This window comes from Streptomyces sp. NPDC041135 (assembly GCF_055592085.1).
On record NZ_JBVIYZ010000029.1, the window covers coordinates 24,614 to 47,162 of the forward strand.

Sequence of the window (22,549 nt, forward strand, 5' to 3'; positions counted from 1 at the left end):
GGTTCACACCCGCAGCAGGGTGCAGCCCGCCTGGCCGTCCGGGTCGACGGAGGTGACCAGGGCCACGCCGCCGGGGCCGGTGGCGCACAGCGCGCCGGCCAGCTGGAAGGCGGCGGACGCGGCGGAGGCGTCGCCGATGAGCCGGCGAAGGCGCAGCCGGCGGGGCCGGTGCGGCCCGAACACCTCGTTCAGGGCGGCCTCCTCGCGGCCGCCGAGGGCGCCGCCGGTGTCGCCCGGAACGATCAGCGAGACGTCCTCGGGCTCCGCGCCGGCCTCCTTGAGGGCCTCGGTGACGGCCCGTACGACGGCCTGCCGGGCGCCCTCCGGCTCCGGGAAGCCCAGGAAGCGGCTGCCGAGCAGGGTGGCCAGCGGAGCGCGCCCGTACGACTCGGCGCGGCCGCGCGGTTCCAGCAGGAACAGCGCGCAGCCCTCACCGAGCGGTCCCGCCGGGCGCCGCGCGGTGTCCTGCCTGCCCCGGTACTCCAGCCAGGCGCGGTCGGCCGAGTACTCCTCGACGGCGCCGCACAGCACGGCCTCGCAGTGGCCCTGCCGCAGCAGCCGCGACGCGTAGTTGAGGGCCAGCAGCCCGGTCAGCGCGCCGCCGGCCACGGTGGCGTTGGGGCCGCGCAGCGTGTGCCAGATGGCGCTCTGGCCGGCCGCCCGGTTCATCACCGTGTTGGGGAAGCGGGCGGGGTCCACGTGGAAGGGCTTGTCCCCGGTGAGGGAGTCGCGGGTGAAGTCCATGATGCTCTGCACGCTGCCGTGGCCGGTGCCCAGCACCATGCCGACGTCGTCGGGCCGGTCCCCGGCGAGACCGCCGCCGGCTTGCGCCAGGAGCATCCCGGTGGTGGCGACGGCGATGGCGGTGGCCCGGTCCATGGCCCGGGTGCCCTTGCGGCCGAGGACCGTGCGCACGTCGAAGTCCGGTATCGCGCCGGCGCGCCGGTACGGCCCCTGCCCCGGCGCGGTGGTGGCGTCGCGGCCCGCGCGCACCCCGTCGGCGAACGCCTGGGCGCCGAGCCCGTAGGGCGATGCCGCGGACCATCCGGACACGACAAGGCTGTCTGCGGTCATCGTCCCTCGCCCTTCGGCGTGTCGTCGGTGGCACCGGTCCCGGCGGAACCCCAGGCCCCGGCGGCGGCGTGCAGTTCGGCGCCGTCCACGCCGATGGTGTTGCCGCTGATCCAGGACGAGTCGGTGCGCGAGAGCACCGCGACCGCCTCGGCGATGTCGTCGGGCCTGGTCAGCCGGCCGTGCGGATTGTTCACCGCGGCGCGCGCGACATAACCGGCGTGCTCGGGGATGGCCCGCAGCGCGGGCGTCAGCGTGACACCCGCCCGCAGGGCGTTGACGGCGATGCCCTGCGGCGCCAGTTCGCAGGCGAGCTGGCGGACATGGCTCTCCAGGGCGCTCTTGGCCGCGGAGACCGCTCCGTAGCTGGGCAGCGCCTGGACGACGCCCGCGCTGGTCATCGCGTAGATCTTGGAGCCGCTGCGCAGCAGCCCCGCCCGGTGCAGGTCCTGCGTCCAGTGGACGAGGCTGTGCGCCATGACGTCGAGGGTCATCTCCAGCTGCCGGGAGGTGACCGGCCGCTCCCAGCCCTCGCGGGGCAGGAACGGCACCAGTGTGCCGAAGGCGAGGGAGTGCACCAGGATGCGGATGCCGCCGGTGGCACCGGTCAGTGCGGTGAGGTGGGGCACGAGCCGTTCGCGGGTGGCGTGGCTGGCGGCGTTCGCGTTGTGGAACGACGCCTCGACGCCGTGTCCCCGGATCTCCTCGACGAGTGCCGCGACCTCCTCGTCCCTGGCCGCGGTGTCGAAGTGCACTCCGGCGACGTTCACCCCCTCGCGGGCCAGACCGAGGCTGATGGCCCGGCCGATCCCGCTGGAGGCGCCGAGCACCAGGCACCAGCTGCCGTCAAGGGATGTGAGCATCAGGGGGTCCCCCGCTTCTGGGAAGTGTGCGACGTCTCGGGATGGCGGTAGGGGTCCGGCCGGGTGCGGACGAGTGCCAGCGCGGCGTGCCCCTCGCGCGTGGCGGTGGTCAGCAGCCGGGTGCCGGGCGGGCCGGTGAGCAGCCCGGCCAGCGCCTGGGCGGCGGCCAGACAGCCCGCTCCCGCGAGTGCGACGCGGCCGCTGGTGCCGGTCGCCCGGTCCACGCCGGCGGCCACCGCCGAGGCGAACGGCGAGCCGTCCAGGACGTGGTGGACCCGCACGGTGGTGTCCGGCTCGGGCAGCAGCCGGCGTACCGCCCCGGTCAGCAGCCCGGCGGGCGGCTCCCGGTCCGGCGGGACGAACAGCGAGCGGACGGCGACGGTGCCCAGGACCCGGGCGCCGCGCGCCTCGGCGGCGGCCGGCGGCTCCAGGGTCAGGGCGACGGCGCCCTGTTCGCCGTCGCCGGCCGGTGATTTGGGCAGCCGGTGTTCGGCCGCGCCGACCAGGAGCGTGTCGCAGCGCCCGGCCGCCAGGGCCCGGCCCCCGGCTTCCACCGCCTCCAGGGCCGCGACCCTGGGGGTCGCCAGCGTCAGCGCGAAGGCTCTGATGCCGAGTTCCGAGGTGAGGCGGGAGCCGAGCAGGCTCACCGCGAAGTAGGGGGCGGTGGCGGGCGACAGCCCGGCGGCGCCGCTCTCCAGGGCGATCTGCCGGTCCATCCGGTCGAAGAGTTCGGCGAAGCCGCCGTTGAGCGCGAGTGCGGCGCCCCTGCGCCGGGCGGGCACCGCGTCGGCGCGGCCGCCGTCGGCGAGCGCTTCGCGGGCCGCGGCGAGGAGGTACTGGGCGGCGGCGGGCAGGTACTTGTAGCCGCGCGGTCCGAGCCTGGTCCGGTGGTCGAACCAGTCGTCGTCCCCGGTGCCGGGGGTGACCTGCCCGATGCCGGTCACGGCCCACGTGGTCCCGCTCATGCCGCCGCTCCTTCCAGGACCAGTGAGGAATTGCTGCCGCCGAAGCCGTAGGCGTTCACCAGGACCCGCCGGCGGCCGCTGGGCAACGGCACCGGGGCGCGCTGCGGCAGCCACACCGCGCACGCGGGGTCCTGCTCGCGCAGCGGCACGTTGCGCGGGATGTGCCCGTGGCGCAGGATCAGCGCGCCGGCGACCGCGCCGAGCGCGGCGGAGGCCCCGCCCGCGTGTCCGAGCAGCGCTTTGAGGCTGTAGAGCGGTACGTCGGGCGTGCGCTCGCCGAAGACACGGTGCAGGGCCCGGCTCTCCACCACGTCGCCGAGCCGCGTCCCGGTGCCATGCGGGACGACGCAGCCGATGGCCGCGGGGCCGCCTGCTGGGCCGACGGCCTCGCGCATGGCCCGTACGATCTGCTCGCCGTCCGCGTGCGGTGCCGTCACATGGCCCGCGTCGCAGCTCCAGCCGCAGCCGGCGAGGGTCGGCGCGGCCGTGACGCCACGGGCCGCGGCGTGGGCGGCGGACTCCACGACGAGGATGCCGGCGCCCTCGGCGAACACGGTGCCGGCCCGTTCGGCGGCGAAGGGCCGGCACCGGTCGGGGTCGACGGCGCCGAGTCGGTTGAAGCAGCCGAGCGCGACCCGCGAATAGGCGTCGGACCCGCCGGCGAGCACCACGTCGGCCTCACCCGCGCGCACCATGTCGTACGCCATGCCGAGCGCGTATCCGCCGGCCGAGCAGGCGTTGGCGATGTCGTGGGCGACGCCGGCCAGGCCGAGCCGCGTGGCGGTCGCGGAGGCCAGCCGGAACGGCGCCGTCCATGACCCGTCGCCCCGCTCGCGCTCGTTGGGACCGGGCTCGCCCATGCAGCTGCCGAGGACGACCGCCGCCTCGGACAGCCCGGTCAGGCCCGCGTCGGCGAGGGCCTCCCGGGCCGCCGCGACGGCGAACCGGGCGGCACGTGCCGCCCGCAGGTCGGGGTCGGGCACCAGGTTGATGCGCGGCAGCTCCATCACGGCGAGCGGGTCGGCCGGCTCGTCCGGCCGACGCACCCGGGCCGCCGTCATGGCACGCCACAGTGTGTCCGTACCGCCGCCGTGACAGCAGACGGCACCGATCCCGGTGACCACGACCTCCCCGGTCATGCCGACGTGCCCGCCAGCGCCGCGTTCATGCGGTCGTCGAAGGGGACCAGGCTCCAGTCGCGGCGGTTCTCGATCACCGCGTAGCCGTGGGTGATGCGCCCGGTCGCGGTGTGCACCAGCGCCCCGTCACGGACGACGTAGGTGTCCATCCGGGAGGTGTAGGTGAAGCCCTTGAAGACCTCCTCGACGGTGAGGACCGTGTACAGGTCCTCCTCCATGCGCGCCTCGTCGAGGACGGTGATGCGCGAGTGCGGGACGACCGGGATCCAGTTCCGCTCGTCGAGCAGGGTCTTGATGGAGACGCCGCGGTCGGCGACGAGCCGGTCCTTGGCCTCCTCCATCAGCCGCAGGTAGCCCGACATCTGGATGCGCTCGGTGAAGTGGCAGTACCAGTACGGGATGCGGAACTTCCAGGCGACGGAGTTGGTGCCCGCGGTCAGCTCCTTCAGCAGGTCCGCGGAGTCGGGGTTCGTCCCGGGGGCGGCCGGGTCCCAGGCCGGGACCGCCCCCAGCCGCCCGACGGTGTACGGGGCGAGGGACGCGGGCACCGGCTCGTTGCCGCCGCCACGCGGGTCGAGGCGCAGCTGGACGCGGACGGTGGAGGTCACGGCCTTGAGCAGGGCGCCGCCGCGCCGGACGTGCAGCACCACCGACAGCAGCAGTTCGCCGTCCTTGGCCCGGCGGTGCCGCGTGACCTCGGCGTGCGCCACGTCGTCGATGTGGAAGGCGTGCAGGATGCGCGTGTCGATGTCGACGATGTCGGTGCACAGGCCGTACGTCTCGTACGCCGTGCCCGGCAGGAGGCCGCCGTGTCGCAGATGGTTCAGCACGGCTTCTTCGACGAGGTAGTTGACGTGCTTGAAGCCGATCCAGGTGCAGATGTTGGAGCCCTCGTACCGGGGCCGTATCTCCAGGGAGCTCGGCTCCTGGAAGGGGTGGGCGGTGCTGTTCGCGGTCACGTCAACTCCGTTACGTGAGAGGGCAGGCAGGAGGGTGGGACGCAAGAGGCGCGCGTGCGGGAGGACAGAAAGTCGTGCACGGCCCCGGCGAACAGCTCGGGCTGCTCGGCCATCGGGAAGTGCCCGGACCGCTCGAAGATCCGCAGTCGCGCGTCCGGCAGCGCCCCGGCGAGGGCGCGGGCGTCTGCGGCCCGGGCCGCGACGTCGTGCTCGCCGGCCACGACGAGGGTGGGCAGGGCGATGGCCGCGGTGTCGAGGAAGGGACTGCGCAGGTAGGCGTCGAAGAACCGCATCCAGCCGTACGGGCCGATCCGGTCGCGCACCCGCAGCGCCATCGCCTCGCGCAGGTCGACGGGGATCCGGCCGCCCGAGCCGACCCGCAGCCCCTCGTCAAGGATGCGCTGGAAGCCGTGCAGATAGTGGACGGCGGTGTCCCAGTCGAACTCCTCGGGCGTCCTGCGGTGGAAGGGTGACACCAGGACGGCGGCCCCCGGCCGCCCGGCGGGCCGCGAGGCCAGCAGCTCCAGCACGGCGTTGGCGGCGAAGGAGTGCGCGATCAGCAGGTCGACCCTGCCCGGTACGGCGTCGAGCGCACGGGCCACCCAGGGCACCGGGTCGGGGCCGTGGCTCCAGCGGCTGTCGCCGTGGGCCGCCCAGGGCAGTTCCGCCTCCCACAGCTCCAGCTCGCTCCCGGCCAGTTCCGCGAACTGCCGCCACACGGCGGACGATCCCGCGAGGCCGTGCAGAAGCAGTACCCGCACGGGCCGCCGGGCGTCGTCGTGGGCCATGCGGCGCAGCCGTACCCTCAGACCGCCTTCGCCGCCCTCGCCGGACGTCATCACGCGCTCCCCGCCGGGGCGAGGATGAGGGCCGCCGCCGCGTCGTCCTGGGCGCCGTCGCCGGTACCCGCACTGGCGAGCACCACGGCACCGGCGCCGTCCGGGGCGGCACCGGCCAGCCATGCCGTGCCGGCCACGCACTGGAGCACACCGAGCGCCCCCGAGCTGGGCCCGAGCAGCGCGGACAGATCGCGTACGCCGCTGCCCGGCACGGCTCCGAGGCAGGCTCCGGGGGCGCGGACGCCTTCCGGGTGCTCGGGCACGCACCACAGGCCGACGGCGCGCGGTTCGCGTGCGCGTACCTCCGCCACGGCCCGGGTGTGCTCGGCCCGGCGCGCGTAGGGACCCAGCTCCGCCAGGGGCCGCACCCCCCGCGCGGCCGCCGAGGCGGCGGACTCGAGCACCAGGGCGGCCGCCCCGTCGAAGAACTCGCCCTGCTCCGGGGCGAGGTGGCGGACCGGTGGGTTGTCCGGCTCCACCCCCACCACGAGCGCCCGCTCGATCCGGCCCGAACGGATGAGCAGGCGGGCCCAGTTGACCGCGTCGAGACCGGAGGTCCGGCCGTTGCACAGGGTCAGGTTGGCGCCGCGCAGCCCGTGGGTGATGGCCAGCCAGGACGCCACCACGTTGCTGGAGGTCGCGGGCAGCAGCATGGGGCTGGTGGCGAGGTAGGTGTCGCGGGCGATGGTCGCGACCGTCTCGCAGACGGTGTCGACGTTGCCGAAGTTGGTGCTGACGACCGTGCCGATGGACTCGCCGGGTACGGTCGGCGCGCCGTCCGCCCCGGTCAGCCCGGCCGCGGCGAGCGCCTGGGCGCCCGCGACCATGGCGAGCTTCGTGGCCCGGTCCCGGTAGCGCAGGCCCCGGCCGGTGAGCCGGTCCACCGGGTCGGCCTGCGCCGCGCCGGGGAGCCGGTCGCCGAGCAGTTCCGCGGGGGTGGCGAGACCGCGGACCGCCGTACCGACCGCGGTGACCACGACGCCTGTCCGGCTCACCGTCCCTCCTCCCGCGCCGCGGCGCCGGCCGGGCCGGCCGCCTCGCCCTGCGGGCAGCGCTCGACGATGGCGACCGCGTTGAGCCCGCCGAAGCCGAAGGAGTCGATCTGGGCGATGCGCAGCTCCTCGTCGGGGCGCACCGCGCGGCCGCGCACCAGCCGGAATCCGGCCACGGACTCCACCGGATCGTCGAGCCCGACGATCGGCGGCACGCTTCCGTGCCGCATCACGTCGACGGCCGCGACCAGGCTGTGCAGCCCGGACGCCCCGGCGGTGTGCCCGGTCATCGACTTGATCGCGGTCATGTAGGGGGACGGCTCCACACCGGCGAAGACCGAGGCGAGGGCCTCGGACTCCGCCTCGTCGTTGAGCGGGGTGCCGGTACCGTGCAGCATCACCAGGTCGATGTCGGCGGGGGCGACCCCCGCCCGGCGGTGTGCCTCCCGCACGGCAGCGGTGATGGTCTTCGCCTCCGGCGCCGAGGGGTGATAGGCGTCACAGTTGACCGCGACACCGCGTACCCGTGCCTGCGCCGCGGCCCCGGGGCCGGGCCCGTCGGCCTCCCTGCGCAGCACGATGGCGGCCGCGCCCTCGCCCTGCAGCATGCCGCGCCGGGCCCGGTCGAACGGCCGCACCCGGTCCGGTGCTTCGGGGTAGCAGCGGTCGAGCAGCCCGTACGTGCTCTCGGCGATGGTGTCGACACCGGCCACCACCACCGTGTCGGCCTGTCCGAGGTCGAGCAGGTCGGTGGCGAGGGCCAGGGTGTAGAGGGACGCGGAGCAGGCGTTGGCGACGGTGTGGGTGTCGGCGGCGCCGAAGCGCCTGCGCAGCATGGTGCCGAAGTGCAGGTCCGCGGCCTCCACCGGTGTCCCGTCCCGCCAGGACAGCTCCACGGAGCGCAGCTCGCGCAGAGTCGTCCCGACCAGGACCGGCACCGACGACAGGTCGTCACCGAGACCGGCTTGCCGTGCGGCCGCCGCGACGGCGCGCTCCAGCCAGCGGGTGGCCCGAAGGGGCTCGTCGACGCCGGGAGCCGGCCGGTCGTCGATCTCGTAGGCGACCTGGGCGCGGAACCTGCCGCGGTCGTAGCCGCGCAGTGCGGCGAGGCCGCTGCGGCCCGCCACCAGCGACCGGTAGATCTCCTCCGTGTCGGAGCCGATGCTGGCGACGGCTCCCCTCCCGGTCACGATCCAGCTCATGCCGCGCTCCGGTACTTGCCGAGGATGACCACCGCGTTGTTGCCGCCGAAGGCGAGCGCGTTGTTCTGCACGATGTTCAGCTCGGCCTCGCGGGCCTCGTTGGGTACGCAGTCGACACCGCACTCGGGGTCCGTCTCGTGGTGGTTGACGGTGGGCGGGATGAAGCCCTCGGTGAGGGCGACGGCGCACGCGGCGGCGGCGACCGCGCTGGCCGCTCCCATGCTGTGGCCGATCATCGACTTGATGGACACCGTCCGCGGCATGGAGTCGGCACCGAAGATCTGCCGGATCGCGCCGGCCTCGGTGATGTCGTTGGCCCGGGTGCCGGTGCCGTGCGCGGAGACGAAGTCGATCTGGCCGGGTGTCACGCCCGCGTTGCGGTGGGCGATGGCGATGGTGCGGGCGATGCTGTCCCGGTCGGGCGCTACCGGGTGCAGGGCGTCGCAGGCGAGCCCGTACCCGAGCACCTCGGCATGGATCCGGGCGCCCCGGGCGAGCGCGGAGTCCAGGCTTTCCAGCAGGAGGATCCCGGCCCCCTCGCCGGTGAGTATGCCCTTGCGGTCCTTGTCGAAGGGCTGGCAGACCTCGGGGGCGATGGTGCCGAGCCGGTAGAAACCGGTGAAGGTCTTGCGGCACAGCGCGTCCGCGCCGCCCACCAGGGCGATGTCCACGTCGCCGCTGCGCAGTGCGTCGTAGCCGTAGCCGACCGCGTAGTTCCCCGCCGCGCAGGCGGTCGGGATCGTGACGGCCTCGACGTCCTCCAGGGCGAACTCCCTGATGATGCCGGAGGAGAGCCGGCCGGCCGGCACCCGGCGGGCGACCACCGGGTCGTACGACTCCGGGCCGGCGGCGAGACCGGTCTCGGCGAGCTGGTCGAGGTCGCGGGACTCGCCGTCCGTGGTGCCCACGGACACCAGGGAGCGGCGGGCGCGCACCTCGTCCACGGTCAGGCCCGCGTCCTCGATGGCCATCCGGGTGGCGGCCACGGAGAACTGGCTGGCCCGCCCGAGCTCGTCCGGGTCCACCCGGTGGATCCACCGCGCCGGGTCGAAGTCCGCGACCTCGCAGCCGTTGGCGTGGTCGAACCCGGTGGTGTCGAACGCCGTGATGGGCTTGACCCCGCCGCGCCCTTCGCGCAGGCCGGCGGTGAACGCGCCGATACCGATGCCGATGCTGGTGACGACGCCGAGCCCGGTGACGACCACCCTGCGGGGGGCGGGGTCCGGGCCTCGCGTACCTGTGTTCATCGAAGCTCACCTCTGACTGACACAGCCGACTGATCGGGGCAGGGCCTGGGCACTGCTGGTCAGCTGCGGGCAGCGGCCTCTTCGACGACGGTGTACACGCCGACGAGGTTGACCATGCGGCTGAGGTCGGCCTGGTCGATCGTCACGTGCTGGGTCCGCTCCAGGGCGGCGAGGATCTCGATCGCGCGCAGCGAGTCCGCGTCGTGGTCCTCCTTGAAGAGGCTGACCTCGGTGACCTCGTCCTCGTCGATCTCGAGGATGTCGCAGACGACCTCCTTGATGTTCTGCTTGCGCGCGGCATCCAGTCCGGTGGTCACGTCGGTCATGTCGACTCCCTGAGAGATCGGTGAGGATCCGGAGTCGTGCGACTCCGCCCGTCCGTTCGGTGAGTCGATGTTGAGGCGGGCCGCTATGCCCGCTCTATACGGATGATTCGCGCAGCTCAGCGGTGCCGACCGGGGCCGCGTCCAGGGGCCCTGCCGGTTCGTGCCTCCGCCCGTCCGGCTGCCCGGTCCGGTCGCCGTCACCGCCGAGCCAGCCGGACTCCACGGCGCGCATCCCGGCCTGGAAGCGGCTCTTGGCGCCGAGCCGGCCCATCAGCTCCGCGGTGATCCGGCGCCCGGTACGCACCGAGACACCCAGGCGGCGGGCGACCACCTCGTCCGTGAGCCCTTCTCCGAGCAGGCGCAGCACGGTCTGTTCCTGACCGGTGAGTTCGTTCTCCTCGGCGGGCTGCCGGGGCCGTTTCTCGCCGCTGAGCGGCACCGCCCTGTCCCACACGTGGTCGAAGAGCTCGCAGAGGTTGGCGAGGATGCCGGGGCTGCGGAACACCATGGCGCCCGCCCCGGAGTCGTCCGGGTCGATGGGCACGACCGCCTGCTCCCGGTCGAAGATGAGCATCCGGGAGGGCAGCGACGCCGTGGTGCGCACGTGGTTTCCCGAACGGATCAGCCAGCGCGCGTAGTCGACCGACTCGGGGTCGTTGTAGATGCTGTCGAGATAGACGGTCTGCATCACGACGCCGCGTTGCCGTAGGGTCTCGCTCAGCGGCCGGCCGGCGGCGCGGCTGGCGGAGGACTGACCGCCGCCGGGGTGGAACGCCAGGAGCGAGACCTGGCAGGAATGGCTGAGTTCCTCGATCCGTGAGCGGATCTCGTCGATTCCCTCCATGCGCTCGGTCTCGATCTGGTGTGACTCCCGTTGTGCCGTGGCGTAGTCGTGGACGAGCCGGGAGACCTCGACACGCAGCTGCGTCATCTGCTGCTGCCGTTCGAGGAAGTCGGCCTCCTGCCCGGCGAGCAGCGCCTGCAGTCCGACGTCCGGCGGGACCGGCCGCACCGTGCCCGGCGTCTCCCACGAGGGCCGGATCAGTGACAGCCGTACACACTCGTCGAGTGCGGCGTGCACCCGGTCGGCCGGCCACCTCAGGGTGTCCACCAGGTCTTCGACCGATAGGCCGGGACGCGCCAGGACCGCGCGGTAGAGCTCTGCCGGGTTCTTCCCCAATCCAAGGAGTTCCAGCATGCGTTAACCCCCGTGTTATAGAGGCCGCTGTCCCCGCGACCTCCTCCCAACCAGGGTAGGCAAGGGCGTACACCCCCTCGTTTCCTTTCGCCCATTTCCGGCCCGGCCGGGGGATCCCTCACCGGCAGGGCGATGGCGCGCTCACCCCTCCTGCGACGGGCCGCGTCCTTCGAAGTCCCGCCGCAGTGCCGCTCCCCGGTCTTCGACCAGTCCGGCCTCGTCGGGCAGGTCCACGACGGTTGCGCAGTGTTCGCACAGTCCGTCGTCTCCGGCCGGTGTGCCGCATGCGGTGCAGAAGCGGCGTTCGGTGTGCTGCGTCATGACGTTCTCCGGGGCAGGCCGAGCAGTGACGCGGGGCGGGTACCCGCGGGCCGGACGCCGACTCCCGGGGATGAGCGCGCCGTCCTCGCGGCTATCCCGGCAGCAGGGGCTGGGTCAGGGCGACGGTCGCGGTGAAGGCGGGAGTGTCGTTCTGGACGGCCTGGACGCTCAGGAGGTGGTGGTCGTCCCCGTGGGTGCCGGCCGGGGTGCGGTCGATCCAGCAGGGGGCGTCGAACTCGACGTACTGGCTGAAGACGGCGTCGAGTCCGGTCATGAGCATGGGGCGCGGGTGGGTGGCCGCGTGGGCGCTCTGGCGGGCGGCCTCGAGCAGCAGCATGCCCGGTACGTGGTCGACGGCGTGGTCGAAGAGGACCGGGTGGGAGAGGTCGGCGCGCAGCTGGGTCCGGCCGGGGACGGAGGTGGGGGAGAGGACCACGTCGTGGGTGTGGGTGCGGGCGACGCGGGCCGGTGTCATGGCGGGGGCGAGGGGGACGGCGTGCCGGGCGGCCTGTGCGGCGTCGGCGTAGGGGCCGCGCAGCCGGGGGTAGACGGCCGGGGACAGGTTGCAGAACCTGGTCTCCGCCACGCCGAGCGGGCGGCCGTCGATGTAGAGGTCGACCTGCATGCGCAGTGAGGAGAGCCGGCCGGCGCGGCTGACCACGTCGGAGCAGGTGACGCGCATGTCGATGTCCGCCTCGGTGCCGGTGAACGCCAGGGCGAGCGGGTCGGCCTCGTAGCGGAAGGTGCTCCAGGACTGGCGGTGCCCGAAGGGCACTGCGTAGGCGACGTGGCTGAGCAGCGGCACGGTCTGGCGGACCGACTCGGCGATGAGGAGCGGGTCGTGGAAGCCGCCCTTCGGACCGTAGAAGGGGTGCTGCGACGGCCAGCGTGCGGTGATGTGGAACCGGTCGGGCCCGGCCGGGGACAGCCCGGTCAGCAGCACCTCGGACGCGGCCGTCTTGTGCACGTACTCGCGGGGAACGGAGGTGGCCGACGGACGCGCTATGACGCGCGTCGGGGCAGTCATCAGCATGCTGGATCCCCCCCAGGGATGTTGTTGACCTCGCGTACGGGTGCGGCGAAGTGCCGCCCCGACAATATAGAGAGCGCTCGTTTTGTTTTACTGCCAGTTTATGGCAAAGGTGAGGTCATGGATTGGTCAAGTACGGCGGGACGAGAACGGGGCGAATCAGTCTTTTCTCGGCGGGCCGCTTGAGTCTTCCTAGAGTTTGGGCAGGTTGGAGGGTGGGAGGCCGATACCGTAAAGAGTGTTCGGTTTCACAGGGAGGTACTGGTGGCTCGTCAACCCAAGCAGGAACGAGGAGTGCAGACGCGGAATCTGCTGCTCCGGGCGGCGGCAGAGGTGTTCGACGAGTCCGGCTTCGCCGGCGCGAGTATCAAGGACATCCTCCAGCAGGCCGAACTCACGGCCGGAGCGCTCTACTTCCACTTCGAGTCCAAGGAAGCGCTCGCCCGTGCGGTCATGAACGCGCAGCCCGAGTCGATAGTCCCGTGGCTGGAGTCCGAGGGCCTGCAGCGCCTCGTCGACATCACCCTGGTCTGGTCCCAGCAGCTGCGGGCGGACCCGCTGCTGCGGGCGGGCGTACGGCTCACCAGCGAGCAGGGTTCCTTCGGCATGCGGGACGCCAAGCCCTACCGGGACTGGGGCGCCATCATGGCCGACTGCCTGCGGGTCGCGGCGAGCAAGGGTGAGCTGCAGGCGGGCGTCGAGCCGGAGGAACTCGCCGAGTTCGTCGTCGAGGCGTGCACGGGCATGCAGACCTACTCGGCCGTGGCGAGCGAGGGGCGGGCGGACCTGGGCGACCGGGTGGTACGGATGTGGCGGCTGCTGCTGCCGGGCATCGCCGTACCGCCCGTCATCGCCCGTACCGAGGTGAGCGAGACACGCGCGCAGGAGCTGGTGCGGGCCGCGGCCTCCGCGTCGGCGGCGGCTTCCCCGCAGGGCGGCGCCCCGAGCAACTGACTTCGGGCACCGGAACGGCCGGAGCGGCGCCGGGGGCGGATCGCCCCCGGCGCCGCGGGTGCCGTGGGCAACGTGAGATCCGTATCGACAGGGGAGACGACATGGTTCACGGTCTGGAACAGCTGCGCCTCGGCGCGGTCAACATCGACGGCGTCATGCTCAACGACACCTTCAGCCCGGTCATCCACCACTTCCTGGTGAGCCGCGGCTGCGCCTACACCCCGCAGCTCGAGCAGAGCATCTTCTCCCGGCCCCGTGCGGTCGCGGGCCGGCTGCTCGCCGAGGCGGTGGACGGGTCCATGACCGGCGAGGAGGCGCTGGAGGCGTACTTCGAGGAGCGTGCGCGCCATGTCGCGGCGCACCCGGTGCGGGTGAACGACGGGGCGCTCGAACTCGTCCGCAGGCTGCGCGGGCTGGGACTGCGCACGGTCTGCTACGGCGGCCTGGACAGGAGCCACTTCGACGCGTTCCTGGGAGAGCACGCCGGTCTGTTCGACGGCCCCGGTTACATCTGCACCGACGCGTTCCGGCCGGGTCTGCACGAGATCGCCACCGAGCACTTCGGCCTGAAGCACGACCAGGTGCTCGTGATCGACGACGTCGCGACGGTCGCCGAGGCGGCCAGATCGCTGGGGATGCCCTTCATCGGTCACCCCAGCCATTTCGAGCACAGTTTCCAGCGGCAGCTGATGCGCGAGGCCGGGGTCCGGCACCTGGTGGACTCGCTGCACGCCGTGGACGAGGAGCTGCTGCGGACGGTGGACGCCGAGGCCGCCGCCGGCACGGTGTGGCCGCACTGAACGGCCGCCGCCGCGCGGGAGGGGACCGGGGCGGCCGTCCGGGCCGCCCCGGTGTGTGTGACGTGACGAAGGGGGAGGTCTCGTGGGAGACGAGCGGAAGCTGCTGAGCGGCAGGGTGGCCATGATCACCGGGGCGTCGAGCGGGATCGGCGCGGCCGCCGCCCGGCTGTTCGCGCAGGAGGGGGCGGCCGTCGTCCTCATGGCCCGCCGGGAGGACCGGCTGGCCACGCTGGTGCGGGACATCCGCGGCGCCGGCGGCCGGGCGGCGGCGGTGGCGGGTGACGTCGCCGTGGCGGACGACGTGGCCCGCGCCGTGGCGACGGCCGTGGACACGTTCGGCAAGCTGGACGCGGCATTCAACAACGCCGGCTACGCCACGGCGGGAGTCCCGCTGCACGAGATGGACGCCGAGACGTACGACACGACGATGGACGTCAACGTGCGGGGGGTGTGGAACTGCCTGTCCCGGCAGATACCGGCGATGCTCGCGTCCGGCTCGGGCGGGGCCGTGGTGAACACCTCCAGCGTCGCGGGCCTGAAGGCCACCGGCGCCTCGGCGGCGTACGTGGCCGCCAAGCACGCGGTGATCGGCCTGACGCGGGCGGCGGCCTACGACTACGGGCAGCGGGGCATCCGGGTCAACGCGCTCGTCGTGGGCGCCACCCGGACGGAGATGATGGACGACGTCATCGCGCGGATGCCGGAGCTGGAGGACGTCTTCCTCGCCGACTCGCTGCAGCGGCGGATGTCGCGGCCCGACGAGGTGGCGCAGGCCGCGGCCTGGCTGTGCAGCGACCGCTCCTCGTTCGTCACCGGCGCAGCGATGGCGGTCGACGGCGGTTCGACCGCGGTGTAGGGCCGCGCACGACCTCTCCCGAGCCACCGCACGACCTCACCCGGGCCATCGCACGACCTCGCCTGGGCCATCGCAAGACCTCTCCTGAGCCACACGACGGTTGTCCGGAAGCAAAGCATAGAGAACGATCGTTTTGCTAAATTGGGCATCTTCGGACGGCCGGGTCGCTCCCGGCCGTCCGGGCCGATCAGGAGGAGGAGATGCATGAGGCAGCAGGAGCGGGCGACACGGACGCGGGCCCGGATCGTCCGGGCGGCGGCGCTGGAGATGGACAGGTCGGGCTACGAGGGTGCGCGGCTGTCCCGGGTCTCCCAGGTCGCCGATGCCTCCATGGGGGCCCTGACCTTCCATTTCCCCACCAAGAAGGCGCTGGCCGAGGCGGTGCGGGAAGAGGGCGCGGCGAGTGTCGCCGCGGTGGTGGACCGGACGGTGGCGGACGGCACCTCACGGCTGCGTGCCGTGGGCGACCTGACCGTCGCGCTCGCGGCCCTGCTGGAGCGGGACGTCGCCGTCCGGGCGGCGGCACGGGTCGCCCGGGAGCAGCCGGACGTGACGGAACCGTGGTCGCGGACCTGGCTGCCGACCATGCTCGACCTGCTGACCCGGGCGCGGGCGGACGGTCAGCTGCGCCCGGAGCACTGTCCGGAGACGCTGGCCGCCCTGGTGGTGTACCTGCTGGCCGGCGCGGAGTCGGAGATCCGTACGGGCAACGAGGCGCCGGTGTGCGCGGCCGAGAGCGTCGCCGAGCAGGTCGAACGGATCTGGCGGCTGGTCCTGCGGGGCGTCGCCACCGAGAAGGTCTGACAGAAGGTCCGACCCTGCCCCGGTCCCCTGGATGCGGTAGCCGCCGTTCCGTACTAGAAAAACATAGCGAACGTTCTGTACGGTAACTACGGGCCGTCGGGCTCGGCGGAGTCCGGCGTACCTGGCATCGGTTCGGCTGCCGCAGACACGGAGAAGATGGGGGATTGGCGTGATTCGAATCCGAATACGGGCTCGCGCGCTCGCCGCGCTCGGCACCGTGGGTGTGAGCTGACGGATGAACATCAAGCACCTCAGCGCGTTCCTGACGGTCGCGGAGTCCCGCAGCTTCACGCAGGCGGCCCGCATCCTGGGGCTGGCCCAGCCGACGGTCACCGCCCGGATCAAGTCCCTGGAGCAGACGCTGGAGACGCCGCTGCTGCACCGTACGGCCTCCGGGGCGAGCCTCACCCCGGCCGGCCGCCGGCTGCACCGCTACGCGCGCCGCATCGTGCAGCTGAGCGAGCTGGCCCAGCAGTCCGTGTCCGTCCCCGACGCGGACGACGCCCCGGACGCGCTGGTGATCGGGGCCGCCGAGTGCATCGTCACCTACCGCCTGGTCCCGCTCATCGAGTACCTGCACCTGCGCCACCAGGAACTCGACCTGTCGCTGCGGACGCTGGACAGCGACCCGGTGCGGCTGGTGCGGGAGGAGCAGGCCGACTGCGCGTTCTTCATCGGCCCGCGCACCGCGGCCGCCGACGTGAGCCATCTGGTGCTGCGCCCGGAGGGCCTGAGCCTGGTGGCGCACCCGGAGCACCCGCTGGCCGGCCGGCCGGTGCGCTCCACCGCCGACCTCGCCCCGTACACCGTGGCCTGCGCCCGCCGGGAGAGCGGCTACCAGCGCGCCTTCGAGACCGCGCTGGTGGAGGCGGGCGCCGTCGCCCGCGGCATCCTCGTCCTCGGCTCGGTCGACGCGGTCAAGCGCAGCGTCGGCGAGGGCATCGGCATGGCGCTGCTGCCCACCGTCACGGTCGCCGAGGAGCTGCGGCTCGGGCAGTTGCGGTGCGTGGACTGGCAGCCGCCCTTCACCGTGTACTCGCAGTGCGTGTGGCGCCGCGGCCTCGACGACGACCCGGTGTTCCGCACGGTGCTCGGCACGGCCCGGCAGGTGCTGGCCGAGTCGGGCGACCCGGCCGCCGACCTGACGCTGCAAGCGGTCTGCTGACCGTGCGCACCCCGCGGACGCGGCCGCAGCGGTACGCGTGCGCGGCCGGGCTCCCGGATGGGGAGCCCGGCCGCTGTGGTGTCCGCCGGGGTGGGGTCCGCCGGGGCGGGTCAGGCGGCGGCCGGGGCGGACAGCAGGGCGGTCAGCGCGCCGCGGTCGACCTTGCCGTTGGCGTTGAGCGGCAGCGCGTCCAGCGCGGTGAGGCCGGCCGGCACCATGTAGGCGGGCAGCCGCTCCCGGAGGCTGTCGAGGAGGGCCTCGGTGTCCTTGTTGGGGCCGGTGTACACGCCCGACAGCTCGATCTCGCCGTCCGGGCCGTGCAGGGCGACCACGGCGGCCTCCGCCACCCCGGCCTGGGCGAGCAGGGCCGACTCGATCTCGCCGAGTTCCACCCGGTAGCCGCGGATCTTCAGCTGGTGGTCCAGCCGCCCGAGGTGGACGAGCGCCCCGTCGAGGGTGGTGACCCGGTCGCCCGTGCGGTACCAGTGGGCGGCCGTCAGCGGCCGCGAACCGTCGTAGGGGACGGCCCGCTCGCCGTCGAAGGACAGGAACCTGCCGATGTTGTCGGCCGGGACCAGGTAGCCGGGGAAGCGCTGCGAGCCACGCACGCACAGCTCGCCGTCGGACGCCGGGCGGCCGTCCTCGCCGATGACGAGGTGCTCCTGGCCGGGGTAGGGGGTGCCGATGGGCACCGTGCCGTTGGCCGGCCGGGGCCAGTCCTCGGCGCGGGCGGGCAGCCGGAACTCCGTCCACGTCACGGTCATCTCGGTCGGGCCGTAGATGTTCTCCACGACCGAGTCCGGGGCCGCGGCCGCCCAGGCCCGGGCGTGGGTCAGCATCAGGGCCTCACCGCAGAACAGGCTCCAGCGTAGCGTCGGCATCACACCGGGCTTCAGCGCGCGCAGCCGCAGTGCGATGGACGCCACCGACGGCACGGAGTTCCAGTGCGTGATGCGGTGGCGGTTGACGAACCGCACCGGCGAGAGCAGGTCCTTCTTGCCGGGTACGACGAGGGTGGCGCCGGAGCCCCAGGCGGCGAACATGTCGTAGACCGAGGGGTCGAAGGTCAGGTCGAAGGTCTGGGAGACGCGGGCGTCCGGGCCCAGGCCGTAGCGCGGGATGACGTGGCCCAGGTAGGCGGAGACGTTGCGGTGCGCGATGGGCACGCCCTTGGGCCGGCCCGTCGACCCGGAGGTGAACAGGATGTACGCCAGGTCGTCCGGGCCGGCCGTGGACGCCGGCAGGTCGGGCACCGGGCCGGTGCGCAGCGCCGCCATCCGCTCGGGCGACAGCGCCACGACCGGGACGGGCAGCTCCGCGCGGCCCGGCGCGCCCTCCTCGGCGATGACGAGGTCCAGGCCGGCGTCACGGGCGATGGTGGCGTTGCGGGCGGGCGGGAACGCCGGGTTGAGCGGGACGATCGTGGCGCCGAGCCGCTGGACGGCCAGGTATCCGGCGTAGGCGGCCGTGCTGCGGGCCGCCAGCAGGCCCACCCGGGAGGGGACGCCGCCGTGCGCGGCGAGGAGTTCGCCGGCCAGCCGGTGGGCGGTGGCGTCGAGTTCGGCGTAGGTGAGGTGCTCCCCGGCGACCTCGAGCGCGGTCTGCCGGTCGCCGTGCGTGGCCGCGGAGGCCGCGAACCAGTCGTACATGGTCCAGGTGGCGTTCATGATGTCCGGTCCTCTTCCGTGACGCGTCGCAGGACGCCGGAACAGCTCCCGGCTTCGCGACAAGAAATGGGAATGCATGTCGGGGGCGTCGCCAAAATGCTATTCGCGGTGGCCGGCAGCCGGTCAAGGGTGCGGCCGCCGGCGGGTCCGCCGCCATAGAGTTCCTGAATCCGGTGCCATAGAGGTTCTGAATCCGGTATTTGCCGGGGGCCGGTGTCCGCGCCATCCTTTTCCGGTGCTCGCGTAATTCGCCAGCAGACGACTCCCCATTCCCGGTGAGGACCCATGACATCGGCACCCGTGGAACTCCCCAGTTCGCCCGCTCAGGAAGCCCTGTGGTGGATTCAGCACCGCGCTGAGCGCAAGGACCTCTACAACCTCACCTGGCGGCTGCGGGTGACGCGGCTGGACCCGGCGGCGCTGGCCGCGGCCTGGCGGCTCGTCGTGGAGCGGCACGAGGCGCTGCGCACGGCCCTGGCCCGGCGCGGCGACGCGGTCGTCCAGCTGATCCACCCGGCCTGCGACGCCACGCCGCAGGAGGTGGGCTGGCGCGAGCCGCCCGCGGACCGTGCCCCCGAGGCGCTGCTCGACGAGGTGGCCGCGCAGCTGCACGCGACGCCGTTCGACCTGGAGTGGGCGCCGCTGGCCCGGCTGGCGCACGTCGGCGTGGGCGGCGTCGAGGAGGTGCTGATCACCGTGCACCACGCGGTCCTCGACGGCTGGGCGCTGCACCTGGTGGTGGAGGACCTGCGGGCCGCGTACGAGGCGGTGCGGGAGCGCGGCCCGCGGGTGACGGCCGCCGAGGTGTTCCGCGAACCGGCCGTTCCCTACCGGGACTTCGGCCGGCGCCCGCGCGGCGGGAAGGCCGGCGACGACCTGGCGTTCTGGAGCGGGCGGCTGCGCGGGGTGAAGGCGGCCGCGCTGGTTCCGGACCCGGCGCCGGACCGGCCGGAGGGCGCCGCCCCGGCCGGGGCGGCGCTGCGGCACCGGCTGTCCGGCCCGGCCCGGGAGGCCGTCGCCCGGATCGCCCGGCGGGTCGGCTGCACGGCCTTCGCGGTGCAGCTCGCCGCGGTCCGTACGGTGCTGGCGCGGGGCGGGGCGGCGGGGCGGACCGCGCTCGGTGTCGTCGTCGCGAACCGGATGACCCTGGAGGACCAGCGGCGGGTCGGCTACTGCGCCAACACCGTGCTGCTGGCGGACGAGGTCGGCGGCGGCGAGGGCTTCGACGACGTGGTCGGCCGCACCCGGGACGGCCTGTGGGAGAGCCTGCCCCATCAGCACGCCGGCTTCTCCGAGGTGTTCGCGCGGCTGTCCGCCGAGGACCGGGCGGCGCTCGGCTCCACGCCCCCGGTGCTGATCACCCACCACGGCAGCATCGGCTCCGGGCTGTCGCTCGGCGGCGGCCCCGCCCGGCTGCTGCCCAGCCCGTCGACCAGCGCGCGCTGCCAGCTCCTCGTCGGCATCTTCGAGGAGGGCGAGCACACCGTCCTGGAGATCGAGTACGACACGGACCAGCTGCGGGAGGGCACCGTACGGACCTTCCTGGACGACGTGGAGCACGTGCTGACCGCCTCGGCCGGCCCGGGCGGGGAGCTGAGCGGGCTGCGCGTGGCCTCGCGGGCCGCCGCCGGTGTCCCCGTGGCGCCGACGCGGGCCATCCCGGCGGCCGGTCCCGCGACCGCCGCCGCCGAACCGGAGGAGGCCGGGCTGCTGGCCGACTGGCGGCACGTGCTCGGTGGGGACGTGCGCGAGGAGGACGACTTCTTCGAGGCCGGCGGGCACTCCTTGCAGGTGCTCGAACTCGTCGCCCGGGTGGAGGCGCGCACGGGCCGCGAACTGGACGTGGCCGAGTGGCTCGACGACCCCACGCCGCGGCGGATGGCCCAGCTGCTCGCGCCGCCCGCACCGCAGGGCCCCGGCCCGGACGGCGGTCCGGCCGCCGGCCGCGGCGGCGGGCCCGTGACCCTGCGCGGCGGTGCGCCCGGCGGCCCGCATCTGCACCTGGTGCACGGCGCGGGCGTGGGCAGGCTGCCCTACCGCGAGCTGGTCGAGGCGCTGCCCGCCGACTGGCGGGTGACCGTCAGCGAGGACGACGGCGCGGGCGCGGCGAGCGTGGCGGGCATGGCCGAGCGCTATCTCGCGCCGCTGCTGGCCGGTGAGCGGCTGCCGGACCTGCTGGGCGGCTGGTCCATGGGCGGACTCCTCGTCCACGCGATGGCGGGCCTGCTGCGGCGGCGCGGCCTGCCCTGCCCGCCGCTGCTGCTGCTCGACCCGCCCGTCCCCGGCGACTTCACGGACGCCGACCGGCACGATCTGGACGCCTTCGCGCACAACGCGCTGCGCTCCGCGGGTGCGGCGCCGCCGGACCGGCTGCGCCTCGGGCGCCGCGCCGACCTCGGCATCGGGACGCTGGTGGCGCTGCTGCGCGCCACCGCGGGTGAGGCGCCGTCGCGGGCGCTGCACGAGCGGTACGCGCTGCACACCCGGCATGTGACGGCGATGGCCGGCTATCGCGGCGCGGACGCGGTCGAGGCGCGGGCGCTGCTGGTGGCGGCCGATCTGACCGACGGGGAGGTGGCGCGCTGGCGGCGCCTGTTCACCCCGGAGCCGGCGACGGTACGGCTGCCCGCGGACCACTACACGCTGCTGCGCGGGGAGGCGGTCCGCCGGGTCGCCGACCTCGCGGCCGGACTGCTGCCGGTGCCGGCCCCGGTTCGCTGACCCTGCCGCCGTCCCGGGCGGGGGCGGCGCGCTACTCGCCGTAGGCCTCCGCGAGGGCGGGACGGGTCAGGACGCGCAGGAAGGGGACGACGGTGACGGCGACGGAGGCGGCGAAGACCAGGAAGGCGAGCCGCAGCCCGAGCCACTCGGCGAGCAGGCCCATGGCGCCGGCTCCGATGGGCATGGCGCCCCAGCTGAAGAGGCGGCCCACGGCGGTGTAGCGGCCGAGCATGGCGTCGGGCACCAGGCGCTGGCCGATGGTGCGGGCGTTGACCGTCCACAGGGTGCCGCCCAGGCCGCCGGCGAAGGCGGCGGCGGCGACCGCCCACAGGCCGGTGGTCAGCGCGGGCACGGCCATCATCGCGAAGGTGCCGACCAGGTCGGCGAACATCACCCAGCGCCGTCCGAGGACCCGGTTCACCCAGCCGACGGTGAGGGCGCCGACCAGGCCGCCGATGCCGAGCGCGCTCAGGAGCGTCCCGTACTGGCGGGGGCTGAGGTGCATCACGTCGGTGGCGAACAGCGGCATGAGCGCCAGCCAGGCGCCCCAGCAGGCGCACAGGACCGTGAGGATCAGGGACATGGTGCGCAGCAGCGTGTGCCGCCACAGGTAGCGCAGGCCGCCGGTGATCTGCTGGTTGACGCTCTCGGCGGGGCGGGCCGCCGAGGTGTCCCGGGCGGCGCGGAACCGGCCGGTGAGCAGGAGCAGGACCAGGGCGGCCGCCAGGTACGACACCCAGGTCACGCCGAGGGCGAAGCCGGTGCCCGCGGCGAGCAGGAGGCCGCCGACGAAGGGGCCGCAGAACTCGTTGCAGACCGTCTCCGCCCCGGCGATCCAGGCGTTGGCGCGCTCCCGGCCCTCCGGCGGGACCAGCGCCGGGATCAGCGCCGAGGCCGCGGTCAGCGCGACCACCTCGGCCACGCCGAGCACCGCGCCCACGGCGCACAGGACGGGGATGGTGACCCGGTCGGCCAGCGCGGCCTCGGCCAGCGCGCCGAGCGCGAGCAGCCGCAGCGCGTTCGCCCCCCACAGCAGGCGCCGGCGGTCGACGCGGTCGACCAGGACGCCGACGTGCAGGGCGACCAGGAGCCAGGGCAGGGACAGGGTGAGCGACACGGCCGAGATCTGGGCCGGGGAGGCGGAGGCGCGGGTGGCCAGCAGCGGCAGGGCGATCTTGGTGACACCGTCCGCGAGGTTGGTGATCGCGGTGAAGGCCAGCAGGACGACGGTGTTGCGCGTGCCCTGCCGGGCGCCGGCCTCCTTCGACGTCCCGTGGCCGGCTGGCTTGCGCGGCTTGCCGGGGTGGATCGCGGCGGGGCGTGCCGTGGGCCGTGCGGGGCGTGCCGTGGGCCGCGTGGAGGGCTGCGCCGTGGTGTCGTCCGCGACCGCCGCCGGCGGCCGCGCCACCTGGAGGGCTTGATCACTCATC

Annotated in this window: 21 protein-coding genes; 6 read left to right on the forward strand and 15 right to left on the reverse strand. The window is 74.0% G+C overall.

Features of this window, described 5'->3' with window-relative positions:
* Positions 1 to 3: 3 nt before the first annotated feature.
* The 13 genes from ACZ6CZ_RS33565 to ACZ6CZ_RS33625 form a co-directional block, all read right to left on the reverse strand.
* Complete coding sequence (locus ACZ6CZ_RS33565; RefSeq protein ID WP_469028928.1) at positions 4 to 1,074, reverse strand: beta-ketoacyl synthase N-terminal-like domain-containing protein; 1,071 nt, start codon at positions 1,072 to 1,074, stop codon at positions 4 to 6.
* A complete protein-coding gene (locus ACZ6CZ_RS33570; RefSeq protein ID WP_469028930.1) occupies positions 1,071 to 1,934 on the reverse strand; it encodes an SDR family NAD(P)-dependent oxidoreductase in 864 nt (287 codons plus the stop codon). Before ACZ6CZ_RS33570 ends, ACZ6CZ_RS33565 begins: the two co-directional genes overlap by 4 nt.
* On the reverse strand, positions 1,934 to 2,899 hold the full coding sequence (locus ACZ6CZ_RS33575; protein ID WP_469028932.1) for a beta-ketoacyl synthase N-terminal-like domain-containing protein: 966 nt from the start codon (positions 2,897 to 2,899) through the stop codon (positions 1,934 to 1,936). The genes ACZ6CZ_RS33570 and ACZ6CZ_RS33575 overlap by 1 nt, the downstream gene beginning before the upstream one ends.
* Positions 2,896 to 4,038 carry a beta-ketoacyl-[acyl-carrier-protein] synthase family protein gene (locus ACZ6CZ_RS33580; protein WP_469028935.1) on the reverse strand — a complete coding sequence of 381 codons (1,143 nt, stop codon included), beginning with the start codon at positions 4,036 to 4,038 and terminating at the stop codon, positions 2,896 to 2,898. The genes ACZ6CZ_RS33575 and ACZ6CZ_RS33580 overlap by 4 nt, the downstream gene beginning before the upstream one ends.
* Positions 4,035 to 4,997 carry an acyl-CoA thioesterase family protein gene (locus tag ACZ6CZ_RS33585; RefSeq protein ID WP_469028937.1) on the reverse strand — a complete coding sequence of 321 codons (963 nt, stop codon included), beginning with the start codon at positions 4,995 to 4,997 and terminating at the stop codon, positions 4,035 to 4,037. The genes ACZ6CZ_RS33580 and ACZ6CZ_RS33585 overlap by 4 nt, the downstream gene beginning before the upstream one ends.
* Positions 4,994 to 5,836, reverse strand: a complete 843-nt coding sequence (locus tag ACZ6CZ_RS33590) for an alpha/beta fold hydrolase (RefSeq protein ID WP_469028940.1) — start codon at positions 5,834 to 5,836, stop codon at positions 4,994 to 4,996. The genes ACZ6CZ_RS33585 and ACZ6CZ_RS33590 overlap by 4 nt, the downstream gene beginning before the upstream one ends.
* Positions 5,836 to 6,831, reverse strand: a complete 996-nt coding sequence (locus ACZ6CZ_RS33595; protein ID WP_469028942.1) for a beta-ketoacyl synthase N-terminal-like domain-containing protein — start codon at positions 6,829 to 6,831, stop codon at positions 5,836 to 5,838. The genes ACZ6CZ_RS33590 and ACZ6CZ_RS33595 overlap by 1 nt, the downstream gene beginning before the upstream one ends.
* Positions 6,828 to 8,030: a beta-ketoacyl synthase N-terminal-like domain-containing protein gene (locus ACZ6CZ_RS33600; RefSeq protein ID WP_469028945.1), complete on the reverse strand. Its 1,203-nt coding sequence runs from the start codon at positions 8,028 to 8,030 to the stop codon at positions 6,828 to 6,830. Before ACZ6CZ_RS33600 ends, ACZ6CZ_RS33595 begins: the two co-directional genes overlap by 4 nt.
* Positions 8,027 to 9,277, reverse strand: coding sequence for a beta-ketoacyl-[acyl-carrier-protein] synthase family protein (locus ACZ6CZ_RS33605; RefSeq protein ID WP_469028947.1), 1,251 nt, complete (start codon positions 9,275 to 9,277; stop codon positions 8,027 to 8,029). Before ACZ6CZ_RS33605 ends, ACZ6CZ_RS33600 begins: the two co-directional genes overlap by 4 nt.
* A 59-nt stretch (positions 9,278 to 9,336) precedes the next feature.
* Positions 9,337 to 9,603 (reverse strand): acyl carrier protein, encoded by a 267-nt coding sequence (locus tag ACZ6CZ_RS33610; protein ID WP_469028950.1) that lies wholly within the window; start codon positions 9,601 to 9,603, stop codon positions 9,337 to 9,339.
* Positions 9,604 to 9,697: 94 nt separating this feature from the next.
* Complete coding sequence (locus ACZ6CZ_RS33615; RefSeq protein WP_469028952.1) at positions 9,698 to 10,801, reverse strand: LuxR C-terminal-related transcriptional regulator; 1,104 nt, start codon at positions 10,799 to 10,801, stop codon at positions 9,698 to 9,700.
* Positions 10,802 to 10,942: 141 nt separating this feature from the next.
* A complete protein-coding gene (locus ACZ6CZ_RS33620) occupies positions 10,943 to 11,122 on the reverse strand; it encodes a hypothetical protein (RefSeq protein WP_469028957.1) in 180 nt (59 codons plus the stop codon).
* Positions 11,123 to 11,213: 91 nt separating this feature from the next.
* Positions 11,214 to 12,149: a ScbA/BarX family gamma-butyrolactone biosynthesis protein gene (locus ACZ6CZ_RS33625; RefSeq protein ID WP_469028960.1), complete on the reverse strand. Its 936-nt coding sequence runs from the start codon at positions 12,147 to 12,149 to the stop codon at positions 11,214 to 11,216.
* A 297-nt stretch (positions 12,150 to 12,446) separates the two neighbouring features.
* On the opposite strand from ACZ6CZ_RS33625, the gene ACZ6CZ_RS33630 reads away from it, so the two are divergent.
* The 5 genes from ACZ6CZ_RS33630 to ACZ6CZ_RS33650 all read left to right on the forward strand — a co-directional run bounded on the left by ACZ6CZ_RS33630 (position 12,447) and on the right by ACZ6CZ_RS33650 (position 16,731).
* Positions 12,447 to 13,106 (forward strand): ScbR family autoregulator-binding transcription factor, encoded by a 660-nt coding sequence (locus ACZ6CZ_RS33630; protein ID WP_469028962.1) that lies wholly within the window; start codon positions 12,447 to 12,449, stop codon positions 13,104 to 13,106.
* 101 nt (positions 13,107 to 13,207) lie between these two features.
* Positions 13,208 to 13,906: an HAD family hydrolase gene (locus ACZ6CZ_RS33635; protein WP_469028965.1), complete on the forward strand. Its 699-nt coding sequence runs from the start codon at positions 13,208 to 13,210 to the stop codon at positions 13,904 to 13,906.
* A gap of 121 nt (positions 13,907 to 14,027) precedes the next feature.
* Entirely contained in the window at positions 14,028 to 14,762 is a 735-nt protein-coding gene (locus ACZ6CZ_RS33640) for an SDR family NAD(P)-dependent oxidoreductase (protein WP_469029023.1), read from the forward strand.
* A 204-nt stretch (positions 14,763 to 14,966) separates the two neighbouring features.
* A complete protein-coding gene (locus tag ACZ6CZ_RS33645; protein WP_469028968.1) occupies positions 14,967 to 15,566 on the forward strand; it encodes a TetR family transcriptional regulator in 600 nt (199 codons plus the stop codon).
* 235 nt (positions 15,567 to 15,801) lie between these two features.
* A complete protein-coding gene (locus tag ACZ6CZ_RS33650; protein WP_469028970.1) occupies positions 15,802 to 16,731 on the forward strand; it encodes a LysR family transcriptional regulator in 930 nt (309 codons plus the stop codon).
* 110 nt (positions 16,732 to 16,841) lie between these two features.
* Here the strand turns inward: ACZ6CZ_RS33650 and ACZ6CZ_RS33655 are convergent, their stop codons facing one another.
* On the reverse strand, positions 16,842 to 18,398 hold the full coding sequence (locus ACZ6CZ_RS33655) for an amino acid adenylation domain-containing protein (protein WP_469028973.1): 1,557 nt from the start codon (positions 18,396 to 18,398) through the stop codon (positions 16,842 to 16,844).
* A gap of 285 nt (positions 18,399 to 18,683) precedes the next feature.
* Here ACZ6CZ_RS33655 and ACZ6CZ_RS33660 point away from each other — a divergent pair, with 285 nt between their 5' ends.
* A complete protein-coding gene (locus tag ACZ6CZ_RS33660; protein WP_469028974.1) occupies positions 18,684 to 21,119 on the forward strand; it encodes a condensation domain-containing protein in 2,436 nt (811 codons plus the stop codon).
* A gap of 31 nt (positions 21,120 to 21,150) precedes the next feature.
* Here the strand turns inward: ACZ6CZ_RS33660 and ACZ6CZ_RS33665 are convergent, their stop codons facing one another.
* Entirely contained in the window at positions 21,151 to 22,548 is a 1,398-nt protein-coding gene (locus ACZ6CZ_RS33665) for an MFS transporter (protein ID WP_469028975.1), read from the reverse strand.
* Position 22,549 lies beyond the last annotated feature (1 nt).